This is a genomic window from Mesorhizobium sp. B2-6-4, assembly GCF_006441495.1.
GTDB lineage: Bacteria > Pseudomonadota > Alphaproteobacteria > Rhizobiales > Rhizobiaceae > Mesorhizobium.
The window spans coordinates 206,349-219,108 of sequence record NZ_VFUE01000001.1; the positions used below are offsets into that span (position 1 = coordinate 206,349).

General features: G+C 63.3%; 11 protein-coding genes. 1 reads left to right on the forward strand and 10 read right to left on the reverse strand.

All coding sequences use genetic code 11. The annotated features are described in order from the left end of the window. Position 1: 1 nt before the first annotated feature. From pdeM to FJ426_RS00950, 5 genes are all read right to left on the reverse strand, one after another. Positions 2-718 carry a ligase-associated DNA damage response endonuclease PdeM gene (gene pdeM / locus FJ426_RS00930; protein ID WP_140496693.1) on the reverse strand — a complete coding sequence of 239 codons (717 nt, stop codon included), beginning with the start codon at positions 716-718 and terminating at the stop codon, positions 2-4. Continuing rightward, on the reverse strand, positions 715-3,264 hold the full coding sequence (locus FJ426_RS00935; protein WP_140824712.1) for a ligase-associated DNA damage response DEXH box helicase: 2,550 nt from the start codon (positions 3,262-3,264) through the stop codon (positions 715-717). The genes pdeM and FJ426_RS00935 overlap by 4 nt, the downstream gene beginning before the upstream one ends. A 98-nt stretch (positions 3,265-3,362) precedes the next feature. Then, positions 3,363-4,223, reverse strand: a complete 861-nt coding sequence (locus FJ426_RS00940) for an NlpC/P60 family protein (protein WP_140560879.1) — start codon at positions 4,221-4,223, stop codon at positions 3,363-3,365. A gap of 29 nt (positions 4,224-4,252) precedes the next feature. After that, positions 4,253-4,603 (reverse strand): MarR family winged helix-turn-helix transcriptional regulator, encoded by a 351-nt coding sequence (locus FJ426_RS00945; RefSeq protein WP_140513216.1) that lies wholly within the window; start codon positions 4,601-4,603, stop codon positions 4,253-4,255. 77 nt (positions 4,604-4,680) lie between these two features. Next, complete coding sequence (locus tag FJ426_RS00950) at positions 4,681-6,045, reverse strand: leucyl aminopeptidase family protein (RefSeq protein ID WP_140560880.1); 1,365 nt, start codon at positions 6,043-6,045, stop codon at positions 4,681-4,683. Positions 6,046-6,175: 130 nt separating this feature from the next. Here FJ426_RS00950 and FJ426_RS00955 point away from each other — a divergent pair, with 130 nt between their 5' ends. Next, on the forward strand, positions 6,176-6,997 hold the full coding sequence (locus FJ426_RS00955) for a tetratricopeptide repeat protein (protein WP_140560881.1): 822 nt from the start codon (positions 6,176-6,178) through the stop codon (positions 6,995-6,997). Between the two features lie 83 nt (positions 6,998-7,080). On the opposite strand, the gene FJ426_RS00960 is transcribed toward FJ426_RS00955, so the two are convergent. Genes FJ426_RS00960 through FJ426_RS00980 form a run of 5 tightly spaced genes read right to left on the reverse strand, consistent with a single transcriptional unit; the run spans position 7,081 to position 12,749 of the window. After that, positions 7,081-8,097, reverse strand: coding sequence for a type II secretion system F family protein (locus tag FJ426_RS00960; protein ID WP_140496706.1), 1,017 nt, complete (start codon positions 8,095-8,097; stop codon positions 7,081-7,083). A gap of 9 nt (positions 8,098-8,106) precedes the next feature. Next, the gene (locus tag FJ426_RS00965; protein ID WP_140496708.1) at positions 8,107-9,120 is read right to left on the reverse strand and encodes a type II secretion system F family protein; all 1,014 of its coding nucleotides are present in this window, start codon (positions 9,118-9,120) and stop codon (positions 8,107-8,109) included. Between the two features lie 29 nt (positions 9,121-9,149). Further along, on the reverse strand, positions 9,150-10,658 hold the full coding sequence (locus FJ426_RS00970) for a CpaF family protein (protein ID WP_140560882.1): 1,509 nt from the start codon (positions 10,656-10,658) through the stop codon (positions 9,150-9,152). Positions 10,659-10,687: 29 nt separating this feature from the next. Beyond that, positions 10,688-11,977, reverse strand: a complete 1,290-nt coding sequence (locus tag FJ426_RS00975; protein ID WP_140513212.1) for a CpaE family protein — start codon at positions 11,975-11,977, stop codon at positions 10,688-10,690. 34 nt (positions 11,978-12,011) lie between these two features. After that, complete coding sequence (locus FJ426_RS00980; RefSeq protein WP_140513210.1) at positions 12,012-12,749, reverse strand: CpaD family pilus assembly protein; 738 nt, start codon at positions 12,747-12,749, stop codon at positions 12,012-12,014. Positions 12,750-12,760: the final 11 nt, after the last annotated feature.

Sequence of the window (12,760 nt, forward strand, 5' to 3'; positions counted from 1 at the left end):
TTCAGCCGGGTCGCAGCATCGAGCCTGAAATCGCAAAGATGCGGTCCGTGCCGAGCATATAGGCCATCAGCGATTCCAGGCGGAACAGGCCGGCATAGGCGCGGTCGAGCACGTTGAGTGAGCCGGTATAGGCGCCGAAGGCGGGCATGATCATGCGGCCGCCATCGCCGGCGAAGCAGCGCCGCCGCACTGAACGGCCCTGCTGGACGATGCGGGCGCAGGGATGGAGATGGCCCGATATCTCGCCCTCGACGCGCAGCTTCGACGGCTCGTGCCGGAACAGCAACGAGCCGATGGCGAGTTCGCGCACCGTATCGCCCGGCAGGTCGGCCGGCGCCTCCGGGTCATGGTTGCCGGCCACCCAGAACCAGTCGCGGCCCGCCATCAGCGCCTCCAGCCGTTCGCGGAAACTTCGATGCATGCGCTCGGCGCCGCCGCCATCGTGGAAGGAATCGCCCAGGCTGATGACGATTGCCGGCTGGTAGTCTGAGATGACGGCCTGCAATCGCAGCAAGGTCGCGCCGGTGTCATAGGGCGGGAGCAGCATGCCGCGCCTTGCCAGCGATGAGCCTTTTTCCAGATGCAGATCGGAAACGGCCAGAAGCTTGAGCTCGGGAAAGTAGAGCACGCCGCGCGGATCGCAGACCGCACGTTCGCCGGCGATGCCGACCAGATCGGCGTCGGCGATCAACGATGCGCGCGCCAGCGAAAAATTCATTCCTCAGCCATCTCCGGCCCCATGGCTTCCTCAACCAGCGTGGCCGCATCCATCAGCAGCGTTTCATCGGCTTCGCCGTGCACCGGCATCTTGCCGATCTCGAGCATGATCGGCACGGCGAGCGGCGATATCTGTTCGAGGTTCTTATGCATGATTCGACCTTGAATGCGCGAGAGCATGTCCGCAAGTCTGCTGACATCGAGCAGGCCCGCCGCCGCGTCCGCGCGCGTCGCCTGGAGCAATATGTGATCCGGCTCATGGCTGCGCAGGACGTCATAAATAAGGTCTGTCGAGACAGTCACCTGACGGCCACTCTTCTCCTTGCCGGGATGACGCTTTTCGATCAGCCCTGAAATCAGCGCGCAATTGCGAAAAGTGCGCTTGAGAAGCCAGCTGTCTGCCAGCCAGGCCTCGAGATCGTCGCCAAGCATGTCCTCATCGAAAAGCGCGCCGAGCGAAGGTTTTCCGGCTTTGAACATCGCCCCCATGTCGCCCAGCGACCAAATGGCCAAGGCATAGTCGGTGGCGACGAAGCCAAGCGGCCTGGCGCCCGTCCTGTCCAGACGGCGGGTAAGCAGCATGCCGAGCGTCTGGTGGGCCAGCCTGCCCTCGAAGGGGTAGGCGACCAGATAGTGGCAGTTGCCGCGCGGAAAGGTCTCGATCAGCAGGTCATCGCGTTTGGGCAGCACCGATTTGTCGGCCTGGAAGCGCAGCCAGTCGGCCACCTGCTCGGGCAGTTTCTTCCACCGCTGCGGATCGTCCAGCATGGCGCGGACCTGTTCGGCGAGATAGGTCGAAAGCGGGAACTTGCCGCCGCCATAGTAAGGCACCTTCGCATCGCTGCCGGGCGCGTTCGAGACGAAGCACTCATTCTCGCGAATGCCTTCGAAGCGAAGAACTTTGCCGGCGAACATGAAGGTGTCGCCATGCGTCAGCGTCTCGAGGAAAGCCTCCTCGATCTTGCCTAAAACCCTGCCGCCGCGCGACACGGAACCCTTGCTGCCGGCCTGGACATAACGCACGTTGAGCGCCGGCACCTCGATGATAGTGCCGACGTTCAGCCTGTATTGCTGGGCCACGCGCGGATTGGATACCCGCCACAATCCCTCCTTGTTGAGGCGGATGCGGGCGTATCGCTCATAGCTCTTCAAGGCGTAGCCACCCGTGGCGACGAAATCGACGACGCGGTCGAATGTCGGCCGACCCAGCCCGGCATAGGGGGCCGCCGACCGCACCTCCTCGTAAAGATCGTCCGCGCGGAACGGTGCGCCGCAAGCACAGCCAAGGACATGTTGCGCCAGCACGTCCAGCCCGCCATCGACCAGTGGAGGCGTATCCTGCGCGCCGAGATAGTTGGCGTCCAGCGCTGCCCGGCATTCGAGCACCTCGAAGCGGTTGGCCGGGATGAGGACGGCTTTGGATGGTTCGTCCATGCGGTGGTTGGCGCGGCCGATGCGCTGCGCCAGCCGGCTCGCTCCCTTGGGTGCGCCGACATGCACGACGAGGTCGACGTCGCCCCAGTCGATGCCGAGGTCGAGCGTCGAGGTGGCGACGATGGCGCGCAGCGCATTGTGGCCCATCGCCTTCTCGACCCGCCGCCGCTGCGCGACATCGAGCGACCCATGATGCAAGGCGATCGGCAAGGTATCTTCGTTGACGCGCCACAGTTCCTGGAACAGCAACTCCGCTTGGCTGCGCGTATTGACGAACAGCAGGGTAGTCTTGTGGCGCTTGATCTCGCGGTAGATCTCGGGCGTCGCGTAGCGGGCCGAATGTCCGGCCCAGGGCACGCGCTCCTCCGAATCCAAGATGGATATTTCGGGCTTTGCGCCGCCGGTAACGACGATCAGTTCGGCCCTTTCGGGACTTGCCGTATTTTTGGGCGGATTCTGGCCGACCAGCCAGCGGCGCAATTCGTCCGGTTCGGCCACAGTGGCGGACAGTCCAATGGTCTGAAGCTCGGGCATGAACTGGCGCAGGCGCGCCAGACCAAGCGCCAGGAGATGACCCCGCTTCGAAATCACCAGCGAATGCAACTCGTCGAGCACGACATAGCGCAGGTCTTCGAAGAAACGCCTGGCATCGGGTGCCGCGATCAGCAGCGCAAGCTGCTCGGGCGTGGTGAGCAGGATGTCGGGCGGCACCAGCTTCTGCCGCTGGCGCTTGTGCGCCGGCGTGTCGCCGGTGCGGGTCTCGATGGTGAGGGAGAGCCCGATCTCTTCCACCGGTTTGCCGAGGTTGCGCTCGATGTCGACAGCCAGCGCCTTCAGCGGCGAGATGTAGAGCGTGTGGATGCCGCGGCGGGCCTGTCCCGGTTTTCGCCTGGCCCTGACGGCCAGTTCGGTCAGCGAAGGCAGGAACCCGGCCAGCGTCTTGCCGGCGCCGGTCGGTGCAATCAGCAGCACCGACTGCCCTGCCTGAGCCCTCGCCAGCAATTCGATCTGGTGGGCGCGCGGCGACCAGCCTTTCTCGCCAAACCATCTCAGGAATGGGTCGGGCAGAATGACGGCGGCATTCTGGTCGGCAAGGCGCGGCTTCTCTGTCACGCGTCAGAGTTAGCGCGACGGCGCGCTAACGCCAAGAACAATCGGAACAAAAGGTGATCGAGCAGTTTTTCTCTCCCTGGGAGAAGGGAGGATTGGGGCTAGGGCCGCCGGAACCCCGTCGGCCCGCCGTAGAGATAGCCGATGCGGGCGACGGCTTCCTTCAGACCTTCGCGCGATACCAGCATGGTGTGGCCGTTGGCGTGGATCATGGTCTCGGCATCGGTCATGATGGCGACATGGCCTTTCCAGAAAACGAGATCGCCGCGGCGCAGGCCGGAATAATCGGGGCCCGGATCGAGCGGCTCGCCGATGCTCTGCGCCTGCATGTCGGAATCGCGCAGGACATCGGCGCCGGCCATGCGCATCGCCAGTTGCACGAGGCCGGAGCAATCGATGCCGAAGCCGGAGACACCGCCCCAGAGATAAGGGGTGCCAAGGAACGTCTCGGCCACCGAAACATAGTCGGCGGCCACATTACTGAGCGGCCGCAGGTGACCCGCTATGATTGCCTCACCGGAGGGCAGGACGGCATAGTGGGTGCCGCGCGTTTCGGCGGACCCGGTCACCGTGACGGTGGACCCCATCGACAGCTGTCCCGCGATCGGAAGGCGCAGATCCGGGCCGGGATAGAGGAAAGTTCGGGGCACGGAGACGATATGGGTGAGCGCATGATCCCGCCCGCCCAACATGGCGTCGGCGACATAGCCGACATAACCGTCCCGTTCGGCCTGGATCCAGGCCCAGCCCTCTCTGTCCTCGAAAACGAGCACGTCTTCGCCGAACAGGGCTTGCGTGTTGACACCAGCGTCTGGACGCGGAGCCTTGCGGATATCGGCAACCGGGATCGAAATCCGCGCCGGCCGGCCGGCGACAAAGCGGTCGGCAGCGACCTCTCCTTTCAATCTCGCATCGGCAAGATCGGGCCGAAAGGCGTGGAGGCGGGCATCCCTGGCGGTCAAATCAGTTTATCCATTGAAGCGGCTAGTCGTCAGATGGGCAGCTCTTGTGCCTTGGCGATGATACCATCGCCGAAGCGCTCGACAAAGAGGGCGCCTTCGACCGTGCGCTTGATCAGCACGTTGCGCTTGTCGAGCTCGTCGCGATGGCGCGACACCAGTTTGAGCGCGCCCATCGTGTCTAGCGCCCTGGTGATGACCGGCTTGGTGACGTTGAGACGGGCAGCCAGCCCGCGCACCGTGTGCGGCGGCGGATCGAGATAGATGGTGAACAGGATAGCCGTCTGGCGCATGGTGAGGTCGGGCGCGTCGTCGCGCACCTGCGACAGCATCACTTGCTGCCACAGTCGCAAGGCCTGGCTCGGGCGCATCGAAATCGACATCGCACGAGAATGACGGCAAATTGTTTCGGTTCCGTTTCAGTTTCGGCAACCTGCCGGCCCTGAAAGTCGCCGCCACATCAGCCAAAACGCTTCGAGATGACGCGCTCCAGTGCCCGGATGCCTTGCGCCTCGCCGCCGGCAGGTCCGTGCGGACGATCGGCGGGGTTCCAGGCGAATATGTCGAAATGCGCCCAGCTTGCCGTCTTCTCGACAAAGCGCTTGAGAAACAGCGCCGCGGTGATGGAACCGGCGAACCCATCCGTGGTGACATTGTTGATGTCGGCGATCTTCGACGACAGCTTCACATCATAGGGCCGCCACAGCGGCATGCGCCACAGCGGATCCTCGACCGCCAGTGAGGCTGTCGTCAGTTCCGAGGCCAGCGCCTCGTCGCTGGTGTAGAAGGGCGGCAGGTCCGGACCTAGCGCGACACGAGCAGCCCCGGTGAGCGTCGCCATGTCGACAAGCAATTGCGGCTCCTCCTCGTCGGCCAGCGCCAGCGCATCACCCAGAACCAGTCTTCCCTCGGCATCGGTGTTGCCAATCTCGACTAACATGCCCTTGCGGCTCGCCAACACGTCGCCAGGCCTGAAGGCGTTGCCGGCGATCGAATTCTCGACGGCCGGGATCAGCACGCGCAGCCGCACGTTCAATCCGGAGGCCATGATCATCGAGGCCAGACCCAGCACATTGGCGGCGCCCCCCATGTCCTTCTTCATCAACAGCATGCCGGACGACGGCTTGATATCGAGGCCGCCAGTGTCGAAACAGACGCCCTTGCCGACCAGCGTCACTTTCGGCGCGCTCCTTGGCCCCCAGCCCATGTCGATAAGACGCGGTGCGCTGGACGAAGCCCGGCCGACGGCATGGATCATCGGGAAATTCTGCTTGATGAGATCGTCGCCCTTGATGACCGACACCTCGGCCTTGTGAATTTCGGCCAGGGCTCGAACCGCCTTCTCCAGCTCGTCCGGCCCCATGTCGCTGGTCGGCGTGTTGACAAGATCGCGCGTCAGGAAGACGCCTTCGACGATGCGGCGAACGCGTTTTGCCTCTACGCCGGCCGGCAATTCGAAGCGCAGCGCCTTGCCCGGTTTCTTGCCATAGCGGGTAAAGACATAGCCGCCGAGGGCCAGCGCGATCGCCGCCAGCTCCGGCTCGGCCGGCGCGGAGGCGAAATGCCAGTCGCCCTCCGCCAGGCTTTTCGCTAGCGCGCCGACGGCCAGCGCGCCCTCGCCGTCGCCAATGCCGAACAAGGCACCGCCGAGCGCGCCGTTTTCCGCAGGCACGATGAGCGTCCTGCCCGCTTCGCCGGAGAAGCCGTTGGCCCTGGCCCACGCCACGGCTGATGACGTCAGACCGGCCGTCTCCAGACCGTCCTTAGCCACTAGATGGACAGGAAGCGGGTTGTTCAGCTTGTTCTCGACCAGTTCCACTGACATTCGATGTTCTCCTGCCGACGTCCGTCGATTCGGCGCTTCTTAACTGTCCGTTAGGGTTAACAGAATATTTCTTCGAGAGGGAAGATGGCCACGCAATGGCCACGCGCACGAATGGAGGCCCAGGGTGCCGATGTCGACGAACCGCACGATGAACGCCAGCGGAAAGCGGCTCATCACCACGGCCTTCATGCTCGCCCTTTCCGCAGGCGTTGCCGGCTGCGGAACCGACAAGATCAGCACAGGCTCGATCGGACGCACCAGCGGCAAGCCGCTGGAGACGATGTCGGCGGGAGAATTGCACAATGCGACGGCAGCGCTTGGCCAGTCCTATTCCAGGAATCCCAACGATAAGCGGATAGCGACCAACTTCGCTGCGGCGCTGCAGATGGATGGCGATGCCGACCAGTCGCTTGCCGTGATGCGCAAGCTGGCGATCGCCTATCCCAAGGATCGCGACGTGCTTGCCGCCTACGGCAAGGCGCTTGCCGCCAACGGCCAGTTCGAGGCGGCGCTTGACGCCGTGCGCCGGGCGCAGACGCCGGAATATCCCGACTGGAGGCTGGTGTCGGCGGAAGCGGCCATTCTCGACCAGCTCGGCCAGAAGGACGACGCGCGCCAGCTCTACCGCAAGGCGCTGGAGCTCAAGCCGAACGAACCTTCGGTGCTTTCCAACCTTGGCATGTCCTATGTGCTGGGAGGCGACCTGCGCACCGCCGAAACCTATATGCGCTCGGCCGCAGAGCAGCCGAATGCCGACAGCCGCGTGCGCCAGAACCTGGCGCTGGTCGTCGGCCTGCAGGGCCGCTTCGACGAAGCCGAGAAGATCGCCTCGCAGGAGCTGTCACCTGAACAGGCGCAGGCCAATGTCGCTTATCTCAGGCAGATGCTGGCTCAGCAAAATGCCTGGAGCCAGCTCAAGGACCAGGACAAGGCGAAAGCCGCAACCAACTGAGCGGCACGCGGCCACCGAACCCCTGCATAAGAGAACCGCGCTGCGTCAGCCGCGCGGTTTTTCTTTGGATCGGTCAGATTCACCTACTGGCTGCTGGTTTCGTGCGCCTGGCCGAAGATGCCGCGCTGGCTGACCTGGATGCCGGCAGGGCCGAGGATGATGGCGAACAGCACCGGCAGGAAAAACAGGATCATCGGCACGGTGAGCTTGGGCGGCAAGGCGGCGGCCTTCTTCTCGGCAGCGTTCATGCGTTGGTCCCGGCTTTCACCCGCGAGCACGCGCAACGCATGCGCCACAGGGGTGCCGTAACGCTCGGCCTGGACGAGTGCCTGCGACACCGACTTGACGGATTCCAGGCCGGTGCGGCTGGCGAGATTCTCATAGGCCTGCTTGCGCTCCTGCAGATAGGAGAGCTCGGCGTTCGTCAGGATGAATTCTTCCGCAAGGGCCACGGATTGGGCGCCGATCTCGTCGGCGACCTTGCGCAATGCCGCTTCCACCGACATGCCCGACTCGACGCAGATCAGCATCAGGTCAAGCGCGTCCGGCCATGCCATCTGGATCGATTGCTTGCGCTTGGTGGCGCGGTTGTTGACATAGACGACCGGTGCGTAGAAGCCGCCATAGGCAACGAGGACGCAGACGAACAGCCGGATGAACAATGGCTGCTGCGGCAGTCCTCCGAGCACGAATATGTAGATCACGCCCAGTGCGAAGCCGACAAACGGAAGCACGAGGCGGAAGAAGAGAAACCGCGTCAGCGGGTTCTGTCCACGGAAACCGGCAACCTTGAGCTTCTGCAAGGTACCCTCGTCGGCGAGGGCGCGCCGCAGGTCGAGCCTGTCGACGATGTTGCGCATGCCGATCGACTGTTCTTCGCGCAGGCCCTTGCGGCGGCGATCCGCCTCGCTTGCAAGCCGCGCGCGCTGCTTGGCGCGCAATTCGTCGCGTTCCAGCGCGACCGACTTCATGCGCGCCTTGAGCTGGTTTCCGCCAAATGCCGGCAGCAAGGTGAAGACCGTCGCGAACACGGCAATGCCGACCAGCAGCGCGATCAGGAGGCCGGGATCCGTCAGTGATTTGACGACTTGTTCGGTCATGCTGCGGCCCTAGACTTCGAAGTTCATCATCTTGCGCATCACGAAGATGCCGATCGACATCCAGACGGCCGAAACCCCCAGGATCAGGTTACCGATGCTCGTGGTGAACAGCGGCATCAGGTAGTTGGGGCTGGAGAGATAGACGAGAAATGCGACGATGAAAGGCAGCGCGCCGATGATGGCGGCGGACGCCTTGGCTTCCATCGACAGCGCCTGGACCTTGGCCTTCATCTTCTTGCGGTCGCGAAGCACGCGCGAAAGATTGCCCAGCGCCTCGGAGAGATTGCCGCCGGCCTGCGACTGGATCTGAATGACGATGCCGAAAAAGCTCGCCTCGGTGCATGGCATGGTCTCGGGCATACGCAAGGTGGCATCCGGGATCGACAGGCCCATCTGCTGCGAATCGACGATGCGGCGAAACTCGGCCTTGACGGGCTCGGGGGATTCATTGGCGATCAGGCGCACCGCATCGTTCAGCGGCAGGCCGGATTTGACCGCGCGCACGATGATGTCGAGCGCGTTGGGAAATTCGTTGAGGAATGCCTTGACCCGCCGCGCGCGGCGAAATGAGACGAACCAGCGCGGCAGGCCGAGCGCACCGGCCAGCAGCACGCCAGGCAAAACAAAAAGCGGCGCCCCCACCACAAAGGCGATGATCGTCAGGGCTAGGCCGCAAATGGCGGAATAGATGTAGAAGCGTTCGATGGAAACCTTCAGGCCGGCTTGGCGCAGTTGGGCTTTCAGCGGCGGTTTCTTGACCGCGCTGTCCTTGGATTTCTGCTTCTCGTCGAGTTCCTTCAAGGAATCCTGGACCGACTTGCGTCTTTTGGCCGCCTCCGCCACGCGATCGCGCGAGGCCTTGACGACGGAGCGATCCGTCTCCGCGGTCTTGATCGTTTCCAGCCGCTTGCCGGCCTGCTTTTCGTTGCTGATCCGGGTGAACAGGAATGCATAGGCGACCGCGCCGGCGCTGAAGCCGGCGAGCACGACAAACGCCAATACGGTGCCGTCAATTCCAAACATCGACCAGAACCCTTACGCCTGCAGCAGCGTCAGTCAGCGCGTTTCTCCATCGCCTCAAGCGCTATTGCGAGGCGCTGCTCCTCGCCATAGTAACGGGCGCGGTCCCAGAAATGGGGGCGACCGATGCCGGTCGATACATGCTCTCCCAGCAGCCGCCCATTCGCGTCCTCGCCCTTGATGTTGTAGAGGACGATGTCCTGCGTGATGATGACGTCGCCTTCCATTCCGATCACCTCGGTGATGTGAGTGATGCGGCGCGACCCGTCGCGCAGGCGTGCCGCCTGGATAATCACGTCGATGGAGCCGACGACGATTTCGCGCACGGTCTTCTGCGGCAGCGAAAAACCGCCCATTGCGATCATGGATTCGATACGATTCAGGCATTCGCGCGGGCTGTTCGAGTGGATCGTTCCCATCGAGCCGTCATGGCCGGTGTTCATCGCCTGCAGAAGGTCGAACACCTCGGGTCCGCGCACTTCGCCGACGATGATGCGCTCGGGCCGCATGCGCAGGCAGTTCTTGACCAGATCCCGCATCGTCACCTCGCCTTCGCCTTCAAGGTTGGGCGGGCGGGTTTCCAGACGGACAACATGCGGCTGCTGTAGTTGCAGTTCGGCCGAGTCCTCGCAGGTGATGACGCGTTCCTCGCGGTCGATGTAGTTGGTCAGGCAGTTGAGCAGCGTCGTCTTGCCCGAGCCGGTGCCGCCGGAGATGACGATGTTGCAGCGGACACGGCCGATGATCTTGAGAACCTCGGCTCCTTGCGGCGAGATGGCGCCGAACTTCACCAGCTGATCGAGCGTCAGCTTGTCCTTCTTGAATTTGCGGATGGTGAGCGCGGTGCCGTCGATGGCGAGCGGCGGCGCGATGACGTTGACGCGGGAGCCGTCGGGAAGACGCGCATCGCAGATCGGGCTGGATTCATCGACGCGGCGGCCAACCTGGCTGACGATGCGCTGGCAGATGTTGAGAAGCTGCTGGTTGTCACGAAAACGAATGCCGGTCTGTTCGACCTTGCCGTTGACTTCGATGTAGACGTTCTTGGAGCCGTTGACCATGATGTCGGCGATGTCGTCGCGGGCGAGCAATGGCTCGAGCGGCCCATAGCCAAGCACGTCGTTGCAGATATCCTCGAGCAGTTCTTCCTGTTCGGCGATCGACATCGCGAAATTCTTGATCGCGATGATGTCGTTGACGATGTCGCGGATTTCCTCGCGCGCGCTTTCGGGATCGAGCTTGGCGAGTTGCGACAGGTCGATCGTGTCGATCAGGGCGGCGAAGACCTGGCTCTTGGTGTCGTAGTAGGTTTCGCTCTTTTCGCGCGCCGCCCGCTTCGGCTCCGGAGCTATCGGCGGCGACTCGACCGCGCGGCGGGCCGGCGGTGCAACAGGAGCGCTCGACGCGGGTGCGGCCGCCGGCCTCGCAAGAACCGCCGTATCGGCCGAATCCGCGACGGCTGGCGCGGTCGGCGCCGGTGCCGGCTGGCGGAATTCCGGCTTGAACCGGTTGCCGTCGTCGCTGCCTCTCTTACCAAACATGATCGACTACCGATTCCACTGAAGAAGCATCATTTCTTGTTGCGCGAAAGCTTGCCGAGCAGATTTCCGAGACCCGCTTTTTTCTTCACCCGGATTTCGCTGCGGCCGGTCAGCACATGGGCAATTTCGTTGATCGTGGCGACAACCGGGTTCTTGGCGTCCATTTCACCAAGCATACGTCCGTTGTTAGCGGCATTGCCGAACAGCAGCGGGTCAAAGCCGATGATCGCCATCGCGGCCAGGCCGAGCGGCTCGGCGAAATCGGACGGGGAAATCTCCGGACGTTTGGGCACGCCGGCCTGATTGATGATGAGTTTGGGCGGCGAGTCGTTGGGACGAAGCCGTTTGAGCATGTCGACCAAATTCTTGGTATTGCGCAAATTGGCCAGTTCCGGCGTCGCCGTGATGACGATTTCATCGGCCTTGATCAGGGTGTTCTTGGTCCAACCCGTCCAGACATGGGGAACGTCGAGCACCAGGAGCGGCACGGTGCGCTGCGCGGTGTCGACAAGCTGCGTAAAGGCGTCGGGATCGAAATCATAGACGCGTTCGAGCGTCGAGGGCGCGGCGAGCAGCGAAAGGTGTTCGGCGCACTGGGTCAGCAGCCGGTCGAGATAGACTTCATCGATGCGCTCGGGCGAAAACACCGCTTCGGCGATGCCTTGCGCGGGATCCTGGTCGAAATTGATGTTGGCCGTGCCGAAAGCGAGGTCGAGGTCTGCGACGACCACCTCGGATTTGAACAGGGAGGACATCGCCCAAGCCACGTTATGGGCGATGGTGGAAGAGCCGACGCCACCCTTGGCGCCGACGAAGGCGATCGAGCGGCCGAGCGGCTCGGCTTCCGGATCGACAAAGATCGACGATATGACGCTGACGATGTCGGCCATCGACACCGGCGCGATGACATATTCGGAAATGCCGGAGCGGATGAGCTCGCGATAGAGGCCGACATCGTTGTAGTGGCCGATTACCACCACTTTGGAAGACGGGTCGCAATATTCCGAGAGCTGCGCGAGCTGTTCCAGCAGCTGTTTGGGTTCGCTGCGCGACTCCAGCAGGATCAGGTTCGGCGTCGGCGCCGACTGGTAGAATTCGATGGCCGTGGGGACGCCGCCCATATGGACCTTGAGATGGGCCTTGGTCATGCGGCGGTCCTCGCCGGCGCGCTCGACTGGATTGGCGACACCCTCGGTCTCGCAGAATGCCTGGATCGAGATGCGGGGAACCGGCCGCAGCGCCTGCATCGCGGCGATGTCCTGCGGCGAGGTCTCACCGCCGTCCACGGGGGTGTCATAGGCAAGATTGCTCATGGTCATCTTTCCGTGACTTCTCTTTTCCTTAGGGCGCGGCTCAGTATGTCACTTCAGAATTGCCGAGGAACTCGTCCGAAATACCCCTGCTGCGGTAGACGTCGATCACCGCGCCACGATTTTCCGCGTCGATGGTGGTCTGCTTGCGCGGCCCGATCAGGTCGGCCGGATTGGCCATCTGGGCGGCGAGATTGTTTTGATAGGAGCAGCCGAAATCGGCATAGTGTTTGTTCTCAGACGTCTCCAGCAGGTCATCTGGCCATCGTCCGCATTTGTCGGTCTGGGCCTTCACGGCGATATAGGCGACCCGGATCGGGGCGGATGTCTCACTCGAGGCAGCCTGATAGGAGACGACCACGATCCGGTTGCGCTTGACGCCCGCGGCAATCGCGAGCCGGGCGAAATCGCGCGCTGCTGCGGCGGCGGCGACCTCGTTGGCCGAGCCGCTCGGAACCTGGATCGTCAGCGTCGGGGCAGCACTCTTGTCATAGCCGTCGAGGAAACCCAGGAGCGTATCGCGCTGCGAGCCGGTCATGCCGCGGTCACCTGCACCGACAGGTAGATCTATCTTTTGGTTCTTCTCGGCGATCACGATCGGATGGTTGGTGCGGTAGTCGTCTGGAATGGCGCCGACGGTGACACTGTCGCGCTGGGCGCAGCCGGCCAGCAATGCCGCCATCGCCACCGCCAGGGCAGGAATGGCGCGCCGGAGAATTCCCGAACGGCCGGAGCGCGTGGTCATGGCGATGGTCCTTGCCTGCAATGCTGACTGAGACATGTCCGCTTCCC